The organism is Streptococcus sp. SI1, assembly GCF_030439945.1.
GTDB classification, from domain to species: domain Bacteria; phylum Bacillota; class Bacilli; order Lactobacillales; family Streptococcaceae; genus Streptococcus; species Streptococcus intermedius.
This window is the reverse complement of record NZ_JAQFJE010000003.1, coordinates 144,079-162,463: the sequence shown is the minus strand read 5'-3', so window position 1 is coordinate 162,463 and position 18,385 is coordinate 144,079. Positions and strand designations below refer to the sequence as shown.

At 37.3% G+C, this 18,385-nt stretch carries 13 protein-coding genes; 11 read left to right on the top strand and 2 right to left on the bottom strand.

Going from position 1 to position 18,385, the window contains the following annotated elements:
* The first annotated feature begins 466 nt into the window (after positions 1-466).
* The 3 genes from PCY10_RS05020 to PCY10_RS05010 all read left to right on the top strand — a co-directional run bounded on the left by PCY10_RS05020 (position 467) and on the right by PCY10_RS05010 (position 4,891).
* Positions 467-1,591, top strand: coding sequence for an AI-2E family transporter (locus PCY10_RS05020; RefSeq protein ID WP_003073569.1), 1,125 nt, complete (start codon positions 467-469; stop codon positions 1,589-1,591).
* 224 nt (positions 1,592-1,815) lie between these two features.
* Complete coding sequence (locus tag PCY10_RS05015) at positions 1,816-3,462, top strand: phosphoenolpyruvate carboxykinase (ATP) (RefSeq protein WP_301558932.1); 1,647 nt, start codon at positions 1,816-1,818, stop codon at positions 3,460-3,462.
* A gap of 88 nt (positions 3,463-3,550) precedes the next feature.
* Positions 3,551-4,891: a hemolysin family protein gene (locus PCY10_RS05010; RefSeq protein WP_003078229.1), complete on the top strand. Its 1,341-nt coding sequence runs from the start codon at positions 3,551-3,553 to the stop codon at positions 4,889-4,891.
* A 58-nt stretch (positions 4,892-4,949) separates the two neighbouring features.
* Here the strand turns inward: PCY10_RS05010 and treR are convergent, their stop codons facing one another.
* Positions 4,950-5,660 carry a trehalose operon repressor gene (gene treR / locus PCY10_RS05005; RefSeq protein WP_301558931.1) on the bottom strand — a complete coding sequence of 237 codons (711 nt, stop codon included), beginning with the start codon at positions 5,658-5,660 and terminating at the stop codon, positions 4,950-4,952.
* Between the two features lie 178 nt (positions 5,661-5,838).
* Here treR and treP point away from each other — a divergent pair, with 178 nt between their 5' ends.
* From treP to PCY10_RS04965, 8 genes are all read left to right on the top strand, one after another.
* On the top strand, positions 5,839-7,851 hold the full coding sequence (gene treP / locus PCY10_RS05000; RefSeq protein ID WP_021003016.1) for a PTS system trehalose-specific EIIBC component: 2,013 nt from the start codon (positions 5,839-5,841) through the stop codon (positions 7,849-7,851).
* 167 nt (positions 7,852-8,018) lie between these two features.
* Positions 8,019-9,662: an alpha,alpha-phosphotrehalase gene (gene treC, locus PCY10_RS04995; RefSeq protein ID WP_021003015.1), complete on the top strand. Its 1,644-nt coding sequence runs from the start codon at positions 8,019-8,021 to the stop codon at positions 9,660-9,662.
* Between the two features lie 147 nt (positions 9,663-9,809).
* Entirely contained in the window at positions 9,810-11,984 is a 2,175-nt protein-coding gene (locus tag PCY10_RS04990) for an endonuclease/exonuclease/phosphatase family protein (protein WP_009568188.1), read from the top strand.
* A gap of 168 nt (positions 11,985-12,152) precedes the next feature.
* Positions 12,153-12,950: a pyruvate formate-lyase-activating protein gene (gene pflA / locus PCY10_RS04985; protein ID WP_003073553.1), complete on the top strand. Its 798-nt coding sequence runs from the start codon at positions 12,153-12,155 to the stop codon at positions 12,948-12,950.
* A gap of 144 nt (positions 12,951-13,094) precedes the next feature.
* Positions 13,095-14,030, top strand: a complete 936-nt coding sequence (locus tag PCY10_RS04980; protein WP_021003013.1) for a manganese-dependent inorganic pyrophosphatase — start codon at positions 13,095-13,097, stop codon at positions 14,028-14,030.
* Between the two features lie 500 nt (positions 14,031-14,530).
* Complete coding sequence (locus tag PCY10_RS04975; RefSeq protein WP_125363958.1) at positions 14,531-15,043, top strand: YiiX/YebB-like N1pC/P60 family cysteine hydrolase; 513 nt, start codon at positions 14,531-14,533, stop codon at positions 15,041-15,043.
* Positions 15,027-15,710 carry a DUF1803 domain-containing protein gene (locus PCY10_RS04970; protein WP_301558930.1) on the top strand — a complete coding sequence of 228 codons (684 nt, stop codon included), beginning with the start codon at positions 15,027-15,029 and terminating at the stop codon, positions 15,708-15,710. Before PCY10_RS04975 ends, PCY10_RS04970 begins: the two co-directional genes overlap by 17 nt.
* A gap of 334 nt (positions 15,711-16,044) precedes the next feature.
* Positions 16,045-16,803 carry a CPBP family intramembrane glutamic endopeptidase gene (locus PCY10_RS04965; RefSeq protein ID WP_020998951.1) on the top strand — a complete coding sequence of 253 codons (759 nt, stop codon included), beginning with the start codon at positions 16,045-16,047 and terminating at the stop codon, positions 16,801-16,803.
* 123 nt (positions 16,804-16,926) lie between these two features.
* Here PCY10_RS04965 and PCY10_RS04960 read toward each other — a convergent pair whose 3' ends face one another.
* Positions 16,927-18,372: a UDP-N-acetylmuramoyl-L-alanyl-D-glutamate--L-lysine ligase gene (locus PCY10_RS04960; protein WP_021003011.1), complete on the bottom strand. Its 1,446-nt coding sequence runs from the start codon at positions 18,370-18,372 to the stop codon at positions 16,927-16,929.
* Between the last annotated feature and the right edge of the window lie 13 nt (positions 18,373-18,385).

Here is an 18,385-nt window from a genome sequence, read left to right as displayed (position 1 = left end):
ATAGAGGAAAGTTGAGACTGATTCAGTCTTTTGTGTGCGACAATGTAGATAACGATAAGAAAGAGGTTAATAATCATCTGAATTGTATTGGCCGACTTTATGCTTATGATTCATTATAATTTTTGAGACAAACCATGTCCATTTGATGAAAGAATAACGATAGTTCATAAAAAGCTCAATGTATAATTGAATTGATAATTCTTTCTAATAAAAGAAGAGAGTGCTGGATGGCGCAAGAATAGGTTGTTGGTTTGTATGAAAAATTTGAATCTGAAGTTGTTAGCGAACCCTTTATCTTAGAATTCTGAATCCATGTCACTATGATATATACGCAAGAAAGAAAAATAAAATATTTTTTCAAACTATGGAATAAAAGTACATCTTCTTAAAAATAATTTGAGTCATTTTTAGAAAAGCACTCATTTTTCTTAGAAAATATGGTAGAATAGCTGAGAGGAGGAACAGTATGTTTCATAAAAGTAAGTTATTTTTTTGGACAACAGAAGTATTACTACTGACAATTATCTTTTTTATCTGGCGACAAATGGAAGGTCTGATTTCCCCTTTTGTAAGTGTTTTAAATACGGTGTTAATTCCTTTTCTAATCGCAGGTTTTTTATATTATGTCACCAATCCCTTAGTGAAATTTTTAGAAAAAGAACTGAAAATTAAACGGATTTTTGGTATTTTAATTACCTTAGTGCTTTTGTTTGGAATTATCGCTTTAGGCATTATTTATCTTTTACCCATTTTAATTACGCAGTTGACGAGCCTGATTTCTTCTAGTCAAAATGTTTATGGAGAATTGCAAAATTGGGTTAATCAGCTGTCGCGGCATTCTCTCTTTCAAAATATAAATGTCCAATCTATGATTAAGCAATTAAATTTGTCTTATGTAGATATTTTGCAAAATATTTTAAATAGTGTCACTAATAGTCTGGGAAGCGTCGTTTCAGCGGTCGTGAATACATTGTTGATTCTCATCATGACACCTATCTTTTTGGTCTATTTCCTGATTGATGGAAACAAATTACTTCCTATGTTAGAAAGAACTGTTCTGAAGCGAGATAAACTCAATATCACTAAATTATTGACTAGTCTAAACACAACGATTGCTCGCTACATTAGTGGAATTTCGATTGATGCTTTTATTATTGGAACATTAGCATTTATTGGATATAGTGTCATTGGTCTGAAATACGCTTTGATCTTTGCTATATTTTCTATGATTGCCAATCTTATTCCTTATGTGGGACCGAGCATTGGTTTGATTCCGATGATTATCACTTATTTGATTGCAGATCCGAAAAAAATGGCGATTGCAGTTCTTTATATGTTGATTGTACAGCAAATTGATGGAAACATTCTCTATCCACGGATTGTAGGTGGTGTGATGAAGGTGCACCCCATTACCATTATGGTACTCTTACTTTTGTCAAGTAATATTTATGGGATTGTTGGGATGATTGTAGCGATTCCAATTTATTCTATTTTGAAAGAAATTGCGAAGTTCTTAGCAAATTTATATGATAATCACCGATCAGCACAGGAGCAAAAGAAAAATGAAGAGTACGGAATTATCAATAAATAAGAGTGGGATAGTAACTGACTTTATGTTCTGAAAAAATAAACAGAAAAGTCAGAAGGATTGTGTCCGAATGGTTTTAATAATGAATTTAGAGGAGTGGGATCGAACTAAATGTAGCAAAAATTTAGTTCAAAGTTCTACTCCTTTTTCTTTTAAATACGTTTTATTAAAACTAAAAATGTATTTTTATGCTAAAATAGAACTAATAAGATAAAGGAGGTACACTTATGGTAACACGTCGTAAATATTCTCCGCAGGAGATCAGAAGAGATTCTTCTTATTTTTCTCCTTTAAAGGCAATGATTGAAACAGCTTTTTATGAAAATCAGGTTGTTGCAATAAAAACAGTGGAAGAAGCCTATCAATTAGCTTCTACAGCTGCTGGAACAGTTGTCCTAGATATGCCTGTGATTCATACAAAGGAACTGGGATTGCCTTCTTATGCACGCGTTTTATTAACAAATTCTGGAGCAGTTGTTGGTCGAACGGCTGAGGCTCGACGGATTTTTGGTAGAGACAGTGAGGAAGATGAGCAGTTGCTGTCAATTATACGAAGTGCAATCTATCAGGCACATCATCGAAAATTTTATAAGGCAGATGCAGTTGTCGGACTTGATGAAGCTTTTATGGCTTGTGCTCATCTCATGGTTCCCGAGGATGAAATCAATAATTTGTATTCATGGCTTTTAAATTTCCAAATTTTAGATGAAGAATTTAAAAATCGGTTGAGAGCTTCTAAAAAGTATGATGAAAATGATATATTTGTCTTTTTTGATCCAAAATGGAAACATCTAGATTATCCTAAAGGGCTGGTTTACTTTGATACTCAGCATAATTGTGCTGTTATTCTGGGCTTAAATTACTTTGGTGAGTTAAAAAAAGCAACCTTAACCTTAGCTTGGGCAACAGCTGCTAGAAATGGTTATGTGGCGTGTCATGGTGGTTTAAAAATTTTCAAACGAGAAGCTGAGAAACAAGACTATGTAGCGTCCTTCTTTGGTTTATCTGGTTCAGGGAAGTCCATACTGACTCATGCCAAACATAATGGAAAATACGATATCAAGGTTTTGCATGATGATGCCTTTATCATTTCTGTAAAAGATGGCTCGTCCATTGCTTTGGAACCATCCTACTTTGATAAAACGAATGATTATCCAATTGGACATAAGGAACAAGATTTCTTTGTGACCGTTCAGAATTGTGGTGTGACACTAGATGACAATGGATTAAAAAAATTAGTGACAGAAGATATTCGAAACGGAAATGGTCGGACAGTCAAGTCTCGTTTTGCAACGCCAAATCGGGTCGATCGAATTGATGAGCCAATTCAAGCTATTTTTTGGATTATGAAAGATGATTCCCTCCCACCTTTGGTGAAAATCAATGATCCACTGATGGCTTCTACGATGGGATGTACTTTGATGACTAAGCGTTCTAACGCCGAAAATGTGACTGGTAAGCATGATGATTTGGTGATTGAGCCATATGCTAATCCATTTAGAGTATATCCGTTGGTGGAAGACTATCGGAAATTTCGTAGCCTTTTTGAATCTGGTGTCGACTGCTATATCATCAATACTGGATTTTATATGGGAAAAGGAATTTCAAAAGAGACTAGTCTGAGTATTATTGAAAAAATTGTTGATCAAGAGGCAATTTTTAAACCATTTGGCTCGTTGGAAGGTTTTGAATATATGGAATGTGAAGGCTATCCTATTCCAAAGTTTGACGCTTGCTACAAACAGTTGCTTAGAGAAAGAATGCAGGTACGGTTAAATTTTTTGCTTGCGTTTAACCAAAAATACCCTAAAACGGCACTTCCTGTTGATGCAATCTCACGATTGGAAGTAGTACTGCAAAATTTAGAATCCTAACCAAGCAATTTTCTTTTAACGCTCTCTATGCAAGAAGTCGAAAAGTATGCTATAATTAAGGTTACTTATATACGAGGAGAGAATATTCATGGAAGACCCTAGCAGTCAGACTTTGTTACTGCAAGCTTTATTATTACTGATTTTAACGCTATTGAACGCCTTTTTTTCAGCAGCCGAAATGGCTATGGTGTCTTTAAACCGCGCTCGTGTGGAACAAAAGGCTGAAGAAGGCGATGCAAAATATATTCGCTTATTGAAAGTCTTGGAAAAACCTAATCACTTTTTATCCACCATTCAAGTTGGAATTACTTTGATTACAATTTTGTCAGGAGCTAGTTTGGCGAATACACTCGGTCGGGAAATTGCTTCTTGGATGGGAAATTCTGAGACAGCAAGAGCGATTGCAAGCTTCTTATCTGTTGCTATTTTGACTTATGTTTCTATTGTTTTTGGGGAATTATATCCAAAGAGAATTGCTTTGAATCTCAAAGATGCTCTAGCAGTTCGTACAGCACCAGTTATCATTTTCTTAGGGAAAATTGTCAGTCCCTTTGTTTGGCTTTTATCAGCCTCCACTAATCTGCTTAGTCGGATAACGCCAATGACCTTTGACGATGCTGATGAGAAAATGACTCGTGATGAGATTGAATATATGCTAACGAATAGTGAAGAAACCCTGGATGCTGACGAGATTGAAATGCTGCAAGGAATTTTTTCACTAGATGAGATGATGGCGCGTGAAGTGATGGTTCCTCGTACTGATGCTTTTATGGTGGATATCAATGATGATACCAAGGAAATTATTGAAAGTATTTTGAAGCAGAACTTTTCACGAATTCCAGTCTATGATGATGATAAGGATAATGTTATAGGGCTTATTCATACTAAGCGCCTATTAAATGAAGCTTTTATCAATGGATTTGATAATATTGTCTTGCGAAAGATTTTGCAAGAGCCGCTTTTTGTGCCAGAAACGATTTTTGTAGATGACTTGTTAACAGAGTTGCGGAATACTCAAAATCAAATGGCAATATTGCTAGATGAATATGGTGGTATGTCTGGCTTAGTAACACTTGAAGACTTATTGGAAGAAATTGTCGGTGAGATAGATGACGAAACAGATAAAGCTGAAGTAGAAGTTTATCAGGTCTCTGATCATACTTATTTTGTCCTTGGTACCATGAGTTTGAATGATTTTAATGAGTATTTTGAAGTAGAACTTGAGAGTGATGATGTTGACACTATTGCTGGTTATTATTTGACAGGCGTTGGCTCTATACCAAATGCTCAGGAACGTTTGAGCTATGAAGTAGCAAGTCAGGGCAAAAAGCTTATTTTAACCAATGATAAAGTGAAAAATGGACGTGTGACAAAACTCAAAGTAGAAGTCTCTGAAATAGTAGAAGAAGAAAAAGAAGTTGAGAAATAATCTCAGCTTCTTTTAGTTTTTTTAAAGTTGTGAAAGTGGTATTTCTGAAAGGTGGTTATCATTTTTGTCGCTTAGCAAAGTCAATAAAACGGAATTTTTCGAGTTTATGACGACTATCTGTAAATTGAAATTGTTGTCCATCTGCAAGGTAAACTTTGGACTTGACAGAAACGACATGCTGGTCAGTTCCGATATCCATCAAGATTTGGTCACGGTTTGTAGCTGGATCAATCGTAATTTCTTTTTGGGCATAGGCAATGCGCAGTCCTAATTCTTCTTCTAAATAAGCATAAATCGATTGTTCTGCTATTTCTCTAGTTAAGGAAGGGACAAGAGTTTTATCAAGATAATCAATATCTAAAACAGAAGCGACATCATCGACTACTCTTTGGCGGACAATTCGCCATACCAGACGATATTCAGGAAAACCAGTGAGATTAGATAATTTTTTATCAACTGTAATTTTCTCTAATTGGATGAGATTAGTTTTAGAATTTATTCCATGCTGCTGCACGAGTTCTTGGTAGCTAGTCAGGTTGGAGACAGGAAAATCAATCTGTGCTTGTTTGATGACTTTAGAACCTTGTCCTCTTATTTTTTGGATGAGCTCTGCTTTTTGAAGTAAGTCAAGTGACTTACGAACGGTGTCACGACTGACTTTGTAAGTTTGTACGAGTTCGTGTTCACTAGGGAGATAATCATCGATCTGATATGTTTCATTTAGAATATCCTGTTTTAGGAGTTTGAAAATTTGTTCATATTTTTTCATAATTCCCTCACTTGTTTGGTTTTTAGCATACAACTAAATATATTTTATCAAAAAATGAATCTTTTTTATACAAACAACTTGCAGACATCTTTGAATCCGTTTACAATAAATGTATCAATTAATTGTACAATGATGAAAAAAGAAGGAGAGTGTTAGGTCAAACCTAGCCACGTAGAAAATGGGAAAATTTGAAAAAGATGCCAAAACGTTATTAGACGCTATTGGTGGTAAGGCAAATGTCTCAGCAGTTAGCCATTGTGCGACTCGGATGCGTTTTGTACTGGCTGATGAAAAGAAAGCGAATGTGAAGGCTATTGAAGCTATTCCAGCTGTTAAAGGGACTTTTACAAATGCAGGACAATTTCAGGTTATTATTGGAAATGATGTTCCAATTTTTTACAATGACTTCTCAGCTGTATCAGGGATTGAAGGTGTTTCAAAAGAAGCAGCAAAAGCGGCTGCAAAGAGCAACCAAAATCCAGTGCAGCGTGTTATGTCAATGTTAGCAGAAATTTTCACACCAATCATTCCAGCCATTATCGTTGGGGGGTTAATTCTTGGATTTCGTAATATTCTTGAAGGAGTGCAGATTCAAGCATTAGGTCAAAAAATGGTTGATGGAGTAGCTCAGTTTGCTAAAGATGGTACACCAGTTTATAATACGATTGTGGATGTTTCACAGTTTTGGAGTGGTGTTAACTCTTTCTTATGGCTTCCTGGCGAAGCGATTTTCCACTTTTTACCAGTTGGAATTGTTTGGTCGGTTTCTCGTAAAATGGGGACTAGTCAGATTCTTGGAATTGTCTTGGGAATCTGTTTGGTATCTCCGCAATTGCTCAATGCTTACTCAGTAGCTGGTACTCCAGCTTCAGAAATTGCCAAAAAATGGGTTTGGGATTTTGGATTCTTTACAGTTAGAAAAATTGGTTACCAAGCACAAGTTATTCCTGCTCTACTTGCAGGTCTGTCTCTTTCCTATCTTGAGATTTTCTGGCGGAAACGGATTCCAGAAGTTGTATCTATGATTTTTGTGCCTTTCTTATCATTAATTCCGGCATTGATTTTGGCTCATACAGTTCTCGGGCCTATCGGTTGGACCCTTGGGCAATGGTTGTCAACAGCAGTGCTTGCAGGGTTGACTGGTCCCGTTAAATGGCTCTTTGGTGCGATATTTGGTGCTCTCTATGCTCCGTTTGTTATTACTGGTTTGCACCATATGACCAATGCTATTGATACACAGCTCGTTGCCGATACAGGTGGCACGGCTCTATGGCCAATGATTGCTTTGTCAAATATCGCTCAAGGATCAGCTGTATTTGCTTATTATCTGATGAATCGTCGTAGTGAACGTGAAGCACAGATTTCCCTACCTGCAACAATTTCTGCCTATCTTGGAGTCACAGAACCGGCACTCTTTGGGGTTAATGTGAAATATGTTTATCCATTTGTGGCAGGGATGATTGGTTCTTCTATTGCAGGTCTCTTATCTGTAACATTTAATGTTACAGCAAATGCTATCGGAATCGGTGGGATTCCAGGTATCTTGTCTATTCAAGCGAAATACATGCTACCGTTCTTATTTGTCATGCTGGTGGCTATTGCAGTACCAATGATTTTGACGTTCTTCTTCCGTAAGACAGGTGTGTTTACAAAAGCAGAAGATGAAAGTGTCAAATCCCCTCAAATTGAAGCGATTGATGAAGCAAAAGAATCTGCTCCAAAAGTAGATTTTGTGGAAATTAGCAGTCCGCTTGCTGGGGAAGTGAAAGAATTAAGCCAAGCAACTGATCCTGTTTTTGCACAAGGTGTCATGGGACAAGGTGTAGTGATTGAACCGAGCGAAGGTATACTTGTTGCACCAGTAAATGGAGTTGTGTCAGTTCTTTTCCCAACCAAACATGCTGTAGGAATCGTTTCTGATGAAGGTGTCGAGTTATTGATGCATATTGGTATGGATACAGTGAATTTAGAAGGAAAAGGTTTTGAAACTTATGTAGCTCAAGGTGATAAAGTCACTATGGGAGATAAGTTGATTTCCTTTGATATGACAGCCATCAAAGAAGCAGGTTATGTGATAGAAACGCCTGTGATTATTACCAATCAAGATCAATTTCAAGCAGATGAACGTGGTCAACTTCCACGGAAGATTGAATGTGGTGATAAGCTAATGACAGCTACACGAATTGGCTAAAACAGATCATGAACAGGCTCATTCAGGAAGATGAATGGTTGTTAAAAGAGAATTAGTTAGCAATAGAATTCTTTTCTCTGATAAAGATAAAGTGTAAGCTAGTAACTATAAAAGGGGTGCGAGCGTGGGCTCCACCTCCTTCTTCTATAATTAGAAAAGGAAAATAAATGACATTCGATAAAAGAAAAGTAGTCTATCAGATCTATCCAAAATCTTATAAAGACACTACAGGAAATGGTATTGGAGATTTACAAGGGATCATTGAAAAAATTCCTTATCTTGCCCAATTGGGAGTAGATATGGTTTGGTTGAATCCTTTTTATCCTAGCCCACAGCATGATAATGGTTATGATATTTCAAACTATACTGCGGTAAATCCACTGTTTGGAAATATGGCTGATTTTGAAGAAATGGTCAAGGTAGGAAAAGAATATGGCATTGATTTTATGCTAGACATGGTACTCAACCATTGCTCAACTGAACATGAGTGGTTTCAAAAAGCACTAGCTGGGGATAAATATTACCAAGACTTCTTTTTTCTACGCGACGAGCCGACAGATTGGCTGTCTAAGTTTGGTGGAAATGCATGGGCACCTTTTGGAAAGACCGGCAAGTACTATTTGCATCTTTATGATGTGACCCAGGCTGATCTTAATTGGCGCAATCCTCATGTTCGTGAGGAACTCTTTAAAGTTGTCAATTTTTGGCTAGGCAAGGGTGTGAAGGGGTTCCGTTTTGATGTGATTAACGTCATCGGGAAGGATGAAATATTAGAGAATTGTCCGGAGAATGACGGGAAGCCAGCCTATACTGATAGACCTATCGTACACGAGTATCTTCACATGTTGAATGAGGAGACTTTTGGAACGGATGAGACTATTATGACTGTTGGTGAAATGAGCGCGACGAATATTGAAAATTGTATTCTTTATACAGCTCCGGAACGTCACGAATTATCTATGGCTTTCAATTTTCACCATTTAAAAGTGGATTATGAAAATGGCAAGAAATGGACACTGAAGAATTTTGATTTCGAGGAATTAAAGCGTCTTTTCCATACATGGGGCAAGGAGATGAGCGATCATAATGGTTGGAGTGCTCTTTTCTGGAACAATCATGACCAGCCTCACGCACTAAATCGTTTTGTAGATGTTAAGAATTTCCGCAATGAAGGTGCAACAATGTTGGCAGCAAGTATCCATTTATCTCGTGGAACACCTTACATTTATATGGGAGAAGAAATTGGTATGATTGACCCAGGCTATGATAGCATGGAAGATTATGCAGATGTTGAATCTTTCAATGCATACAAAATGTTACTAAATGAAGGGAAGCAAGTAGAAGAAGCGTTTAAGATTATTCAAGCTAAATCTCGTGACAATTCTCGTACTCCTATGCAATGGGATAGCTCAGCGAATGCTGGTTTCACAAGTGGAACTCCTTGGTTAAAAGTAGGTAAGTTTTATCCGGAAATCAATGTTGAGAAGGAAATTCAAGGTCCAATTTTTACTTTTTACCAAAAATTGATTGCTCTTCGTAAAAAATTGCCTCTTATAGCGGAGGGCAGCTACAAACCAGCTTATGAAGATAGCCAGCAAGTCTATGCCTTCGAGCGTCAGTTGGGTGATGAAAAACTGTTAGTGCTCAATAACTTCTACTCGGATCCGATTACAGTAGATGTGTTACCGGAGTATCAGAATGGTGAAATGCTCCTTTCTAATTATGGAGATTCCCAAGTGGAGGCTGTTATGACCTTGAGACCTTATGAAAGTTTGGCTATTCTGATGAAGAAACACGAATTGCAGCAATAAATTCTAAAATCGACTGAATATTTCAGCCGATTTTTTAAAACTCGATAGAAAGCGCTTGCGCTATTCTTCTGTTTTATTTATAATAGTTACGGTAGGAACACATCTCAAGGAAATTTAATTTCCAATTTATGATGTAAAGGAGAATATATGAAAAAAAGTTCAAAGCAATTATCTGTCTTGTTTGCGACAGCTATTTTGTTAGCAAACACCACTGTTAGTCCTCTTGTTCAGGCGAAAGAGAGTAGTTCCACAGGTTCAGAAACTTCTGTAACGACAACTTCAGGGTCTGGTTCTGTTGCTTCAACAACGCAGTCGCAATCATCAAAACGTGCTTCTGAAAGTTCAGCAAGCAGTATGAGCGAAGCAAGTGGCAATAGGGAAGGAACAGGTAGGACAGAAGCTGCAAGCGGTGAAGAACGAACTGATACTTCGAAAGTTACTCAGGTTGCTAATATAGGTCAAATACAGGGCGAGTCACATGAATCACCTTATAATGGGAAAAAGGTTCGTGTTGCCAATGTGGTTGTGACAAAAACAGACCAATATGGTTTTTACGTGCAGGACATCAAAGGTGATGGAAATACTAAGACTTCAGATGCTATTTATGTAGTTTCGCAGGAAAAGGTCGCTGTAGGAGATCAATTAACTATCGAAGGTGAAGTCAAAGAAGGCTATATGGAAGCTCTCGGCCTTCGTCCAGGGCAAGAGTTTAAAAAGCCGACTAATAGTTTAACAGTCACACAATTATTTGCTTCTAAGATAACAAAAAACGGTACAGCCGCATTACCAGAACCGATTAATATTTCAGAGCGAATGCCAAAAGATATCGTGGACAATACTCCGACTACTTATGATCCAGAACATGATGCATTGGATTATTGGGAAAGTCTGGAGGGTATGTTGACAACAGTGAAAAAACCTCGTGTGCTTGGCCCACAATATCGAGGAGATATTTATCTTTTGCCTGCTGCTTACCAAGACCTTCCACTCAATAATATCGGTGGTGTCAATCTTCGCCCTAATGTCCAAAACACAGCAACTATTCCAGTCTACGTGGGAAATACATATGTTGCAAAAGCTAAGGACTACTTTAATGAAGATGTGGTTGGTGTTGTGACTTACCGAGGTAGAATTTACAAGTTGAACCCAACCAAATTACCAGACTTACAAGATGGTGGTTTAAAAAGAGAAGTTTCCAAAATTTACCCAAGTGAGGATAAATTGACGATTGCTTCTTACAATATCGAAAATTTCTCCGCAAATAACGCAGCTGGTGAAACCCCTGATGAAAAAGTAGACAAAATTGCTAAGTCCTTTATCAATGAAATTCATAGTCCAGATATTATTACCCTGATAGAAGTTCAAGATAATAATGGAAGCGTTAATGACGGAACAGTTAGTGGTGTAAAAAGTGGTGAAAAACTAGCTGCTCGCATTAAACAATTAGGTGGAAAAGAATACAAATATACTGAAGTCGCCCCTGTTGATGGAGCAGATGGAGGGAAACCGGGCTCCAATATTCGTGTAGCTTACTTGTATAACCCTCAAAGAGTAAAACTAGTGGAGCGAGAAGCAGGAAAGAGCACAGAAGCAGCTGCGTTTAAAGATGGACACCTAGTCAAAAATCCTGCAAGAATTGACCCGACCAATCCAATTTTTACGAAAGTTAGAAAATCCTTAGCAGCAGAATTTGAATTTAAAGGTGAGCATATTGTCGTCATTGCCAATCATTTGAAATCTAAGCTTGGTGATGATGCAGTGTATGGCGCCAAGCAACCAGCAGTACAAAACACCTTGGCCCAACGCATTGAGCAAGGCAAGCTGTTGAACGCTTTTGTCAAAGAAGGTTTGAAGCAAAATCCTAATTTGAAGTTTGTCTTGACTGGTGACTTTAATGACTTTGAATTTTCAGAAACTGCCAAAGCAGTGGCTGGTAATGAATTAGTCAATATGATGCTTAATCACGACGCAGCAGACCGCTATTCTTATTTCTATCGTGGTAGCAATCAAAGTTTAGACAATATCTTTGTCTCAAAAAACATTGCTGATAAGACAGTATTCTCACCAGTTCATATCAATGCTTCTTTCATGGAAGAACATGGCCGGGCATCAGATCACGATCCTGTTATTGCTCAGCTTGACTTCAGTAAGAAGCAGGAAACTCCACCAGCTAGCCCTAAGCCTTCTGACGAAAATAAAGCTGAGAAATCTGGTGAAAAAGGAACTTTACCATCTACAGGAACAAAAGGTACTGAAGTAGCTGTTGTAGGATTACTCTTGTTTAGTGTAACACTTCTCTTTAGAAAAAAATTAACAAAATAATATAGTAATGAGAGATTGAGGGCATAGTTCTCAATCTCATTTGTTTTGAAAAATATTGAAAATGAAACTGAAAAACAGATTATTTTCTAAAAAATAGGCAAATTATGCCTCCATATAGAAAAGAAGTGTTATAATAGTAACATAAAACGTTTTCAAGAGGATAAGACGATGAAAAAAGAAGTAATTGATTATGGAAAAGTAACAGGTATGGTTCATTCGACTGAAAGTTTTGGAGCTGTTGATGGGCCTGGTATTCGTTTCATTGTCTTTTTACAGGGTTGTAAAATGCGTTGTCAATATTGCCACAATCCAGATACATGGGCAATGGAAACAAATAATTCAAGAGAGCGAACGGTTGAAGATGTCTTGCAAGAAGCTCTTCGGTATCGTGGATTTTGGGGTAAAAAAGGTGGGATTACAGTAAGTGGAGGTGAAGCTCTTTTGCAGATTAATTTTGTAACTGCACTCTTTACCAAAGCTAAAGAATTGGGAATTCATTGCACTTTAGATACTTGTGCGATGCCTTTCCGCAATACACCAGAGTATCTCAAAGTTTTTGATCGTTTACTTGAAGTGACAGATTTAGTGTTGCTGGATATTAAAGAAGTCAATGATGCTCAGCATAGATTTGTAACAGGGCACACTAATAAGAATATTTTGGAATGTGCAAAATATTTATCTGATAAAGGTGTTCCAATGTGGATTCGCCATGTTTTGGTTCCAACGTTAACAGACCGTGATGACGACTTAAAAGAATTAGGTGAGTTTGTCAAAACTTTAAAAACAGTTGATAAATTTGAAGTGCTACCTTATCATACAATGGGAGAATTTAAATGGCGTGAATTAGGAATTCCTTATCCATTAGAAGGTATTAAACCACCAACCGCTGACCGAGTAAAAAATGCCAAAGAACTCATGAAAACCGAATCCTATACAGAGTATATGAATCGCATACATAATAGTTGATCAAAAGTAGAAAGTGAAATGTTGACCAGCACTTAAGAAGTTAGCTAGAAAAACTGACGATTAAGTGCTTTTCTATTCCTCTCTTTGTGAAAATCTTAAAATTGTGCTAAAATAAGGTGTATAAAAAGTTTATGAGGTACTATCATGTCTAAAATTTTAGTTTTCGGTCATCAAAATCCAGATTCAGATGCGATTGGCTCAGCTGTGGCCTTTGCTTATCTTGCGCGTGAAGTTTATGGCTTGGATACAGAAGCAGTGGCTCTTGGGACTCCAAATGAAGAAACAGCTTTTGTCTTGAACTATTTTGGTGTAGAAGCACCGCGTGTGGTGACATCTGCCAAAGCAGAAGGAGTTGAGCAAGTCATTTTAACAGACCATAATGAATTTCAACAGTCTATTTCTGACATTGCAGAGGTAGAAGTGTATGGCGTTGTGGATCATCACCGTGTAGCGAATTTTGAAACAGCCAGCCCGCTTTATATGCGTTTGGAGCCTGTTGGTTCTGCATCTTCTATCGTTTATCGCATGTTTAAAGAATGTGGCGTAGCTGTACCAAAAGAACTCGCAGGACTAATGCTCTCAGGTTTGATTTCGGATACTCTTCTTTTGAAATCACCTACCACACATCCAAGTGATAAGGTCATTGCTCCAGAATTGGCTGAACTTGCTAGTGTAAATTTGGAAGAATATGGTTTGGCAATGCTAAAGGCTGGAACTAACTTGGCTAGCAAAACAGCAGAAGAACTGATTGATATTGATGCTAAAACATTCGAATTAAACGGAAACCAAGTTCGTGTAGCACAAGTCAACACAGTTGATATTGCAGAAGTCTTAGAACGTCAAGGTGAATTGGAAGCAGCAATGCAAGCAGCTAATGCAGCAAATGGTTATTCTGACTTCGTTTTGATGATTACAGATATCGTTAACTCAAACTCAGAAATCCTTGCACTTGGATCAAACATGGACAAGGTTGAAGCAGCCTTCAACTTTAAACTTGAAAACAACCACGCTTTCTTGGCTGGTGCTGTTTCCCGTAAGAAACAAGTAGTGCCTCAATTGACTGAAAGCTTTAATGGGTAATTCTTAATGAATGTTAGGAACTGCTAATTTGACTACTTATACAAGGTGATGGTATGATACGATTGATTGAAGGACTACGCTTTTTGGTTGAGATTGTAGCAATCTTTGGTCTTTTCTCTGTGTCTGTGCTACAAATTTCCTGATTGGAAAAATTCCTGTTTTTTCTTCTAGCAGTTCTATTAATCTTATTCTGGGCTCGATATATGGCACCAAAATCTCTATATGCTTTAAAAAATGGCAACGCATCGTTACTGAGACATCGATTTTTATTCTAGTTAGTGGTAGTTTTTGGTATTTGTATGGGTTGCAAATAGGAGTCCTCTACTTTGTTCTATCATTTGGAAGTTTAGTGCTACTTTATTATTTTCAGCTAGAGTGATTCTTATAGTATAGTTGATGAATTATTTAGACGACAATAATTTGACTAGCAATTGAATTAGGAAATTCTTGTTTCCTTATAGCTAAAGGGGTCTCGGCTCCTTTTTTTCTAGGAGAGAAGTATGTTAGAAAATGGCGACTTGATTTTTGTGAAAGAGAGTTCTGATATGGGGCGAGCTATCCAGACTTCGACAGGTAGCTATAGCCATGTTGCTATCTTTTTGGAGGGATTGATCTACCATGCTAGCACAGAAGCAGGTGTTAGCTGTCAAAAGCCAGCAGATTTTTTTGAGTCTAATCGTATTTATGATCTCTATGTCTATCCAGATATAGAACCTCTGCGAGTTAAAGAAAGGGCTTGCCAGCACCTAGAAGCATCCTACAATGCTTCCTTTTATCCAGATGGGGATGGGTTTTATTGTTCCCAGTACATCGCAGAAATCCTGCCTATTTTCGAAACTATTCCTATGAAGTTTGGGGATGGTGATCAGGAAATTAGTGATTTTTGGAGTGATTATTATAGAGAGCTGGGGCTTCCTGTACCAGTGAACCAGCCTGGTACAAATCCTAGTCAGTTAGCAGCATCTCCACTTTTGAAATGTAAAGAAAGGAATCTTTATGATTCAGATTTTTAATCCATCTCGTTTAACACGTCAGCCATTTTTTTTCAAATTGATAAATTACTTAGACCGACATGACGATGTTTCTTTGCGAGAGATTAAACGTGAATTTGCAAACTTTGCCAACATTGATCGTTCTATAGAAGACTATATCAAGGCAGGTTATGTGGTTCGAGCAAATAAACGATATCACCAAACGGTTCCTCTGTTGGGAGATGTGATGGATTTGTCTTTTGATCAGGAGGTCTTTGTACGAGATGATAGTCCTCTTTATCAAGAATTGCTGAATTTGCGCTTTGAGACATACTTGACTAACCAAACCAATCAAGCAGTTCTAGTGGAAAAAACAGATTTTCTTAGAAATCAATTGACGCTTTCCAATTATTTTTATAAGCTGAAGCAACAATACCCATTGACCAATCAGCAACAGAAACTTCATGCTCTACTAGGAGATGTGAATCCTGAATATGCTCTAAAATATATGACGACTTTTCTGTTGAAGTATGGTCGTAAAACTGAGCTGATGCAGAAACGGCGTGATATTTTTGTAGGTGCTCTAGCGATTCTAGGCTATATTACGCCTAACGAAGCGGGACGATATGAACTGTGTTTGGATTTTGATAAGGCAACTTTAACTTTTCGTGCAAAGGAATCAGTAGACTTTTCAAGCTCAAAATTATAGAATAAACAGATTTTAAGGTTTATTGATAGATTTATTATAAGTAAAAAAATTAAATTTAGCATGAAGCGAGAGTGGGAGTCTCCAGCTTTAAAATATACAGTACAATAAATCAACAATGCACTAGCTGACAGATAAGGCGTGTAAAGAAAGTCTTAAAACTGCTCACTTTTCAAGCTTGGAAAAACACCTTTAACGAAAACGAAGTTTTTATCAGTCATCATCATGATAGACTTCTAGAATGTTGAGTCACTTTGCGAGGGGGAGGCTGTCATCTAGAAATATTCTATTTTTGAGTTCTATTCTGCGCCATGTCGTTTCATGAAAGGAGTGTATCATGAATACTTTAGCAAAAATTCGTCCGCCTCAACCACTAAAATATCTGAAATGGTTTGATATTGTCGTCGTGACAGCTCTGCTGTTTGGACAATTCATCTATCGTTCGACAGAACTGTATCTTGCTAGTCTGTCCCCGTCCACAACGGCAACAGCAGCAGATACAACGAATAAAACAGTAAATGATGGAGCCGCTTATTCTAGTAACTTAGAATTACAACTTCTCATGTTAGCTCTGACGGTAGTATATTTGTTGTTTCGTCGATTTGACTTTAAGCAGTTGCCGATTCGCTTATCGTGGTCTGTACTCTTTTGGGTTCCATTTATTTTTGCAGTTATGGGGATTCTATCAGATACCGTGACGACCCTTAGCGGAGAATATAACTATTTTGATCCTCAATTATGGAAATACATTGATTTGACAGAAATTTTCCGTAAGCTTATCGATTTGACACCTAGGGCTATTCTCTATGATCTGCTGAATGGCTTTTATGAAGAATTTTTCTTCTTGGGATTACTGACTTCTGTTCAAGATAGATATAAGTGGTGGATTCTTCTTTATTCGACAATCATTCGTATTTCTTTCCATACTTATCAGGGCATGCTCTGGGCGCTAACGATTGGTGTTGGCTTTGGACTTCTCTATTATTTTCTTTACAAATATAAGGTTAAAAATCTCTTACCATTTTTCCTCGTGCACGCTCTTGCAGATATGTATGGCTCAAGTCTACTGTATGTTTTGATTAGTTGGAGAAAATAGTAAAAAATAAGAATTACGCTATTAAAGAAATTGTGGTTATATTATTTTTCATATTAGTATGAATTCATATCTTTCCCTCAACAAATAAAGGTCGAGACAACAGTCTTCGACCTTTATTCAATTCTATAAATACCTTTCCGCAATCGCGTAATCGCCTAGATAGTCTGCTTTTTCTCCATTTATGATTTGGTAACAATCAGCACCTTTACCAGCTAGAATGACAGCATCACCTTCTTTGTTTGTTAAGCTAAGAGCTTTTTTGATAGCTTCTTTGCGGTCTGCAATCGTGTAAACGTCAAAAGAAATGTAGCTGGCAATTTCTTTAGCAATGGCAATCGGATCTTCGTAGTTAGGGTCATCTGCTGTCAAGATAACGATTAATTCTGGATGGCGATTGAGTAGTTGTCCAAAATCTTTGCGACGACTTTCTCCTTTATTTCCGGTTGCACCAAGTACTAAAACAATTTTGCCTTTTTGGTGTTTTTGAACGACAGATAGGAGATTAGCCAGACTGACACCATTGTGCGCATAATCAACAAAAACTTTTGCACCATTGTTTTGAGTTAGCACTTCCATGCGCCCAGGTACACGTGTAGCAGCAATGCCTTTCTTTATATCAGAAATAGTGGCACCTAAGCGTAGACAGGCAAGGCTAGCAGCAAGTGCATTTTCTTGGTTAAACCGTCCGATTAGCTGAATGTCAAATTTTTCTGTGAGGATTCCCCTTGTTTCAAAAGAAAATGCTTGCGAATGATGAATTTGATTGTCGGAATATTGTCCATAGAAATCATGTTCTATAGATGTAACTTGTTCCGCTACCACTTGGAAATAATCCATTTCGCTATTAACTACAACAGCTCGGCTATTTTCCATGAGGAGTCGTTTATGATAAAAATAATCTTCAAATGTCGGATGTTCAATTGGTCCGATATGATCAGGACTGATATTGAGGAAAACACCAACGTCAAAAGTTAAACCGTAAACTCGCTTTTTTAAATAAGCCTGGCTGGAAACTTCCATGATCAGATGAGTTCGGCCATTTTCAACCGCTGTCGCCATCATTTTGAACAAATCTAAGCTTTCCGGTGTTGTCAAAGTAGATTTGAAGAAATGTTCTCCATCGAGCGTCGTGTTCATGGTAGACAACAAAGCAGGCTTATAATTTTGTTGAAGAATATAATAAGCAAAATAAGCAGATGTTGTCTTGCCCTTAGTTCCTGTAAAAGCAAGCAATTTGAGTTTGTCTTGTGGATTTCCATAAAATTCCATTGCAAGAAGGCTCATAGCTTGCTTGACATCATTGACTAGAATCACTGGTATAGCGACTTCAAAATCTATCTCACTGACATAGAATTGCAATCCCGCTACAACAGCTTTTTCTAAAAATTCTTTTTTAAAATTATCACCCTTGACAAAGAAAAGAGTTGAAGCAGTCACATCGCGACTGTCATAGCTGATCTTCTCAAATGTGATATCAGGAGCGTTATAATTGTATTCACCCTTATGAATGATTTCGCGGAAATTGTGATCAATTTTTAAAATATTTAATGCGTTTTCAAATGTTATCATATTTCTATTGTAA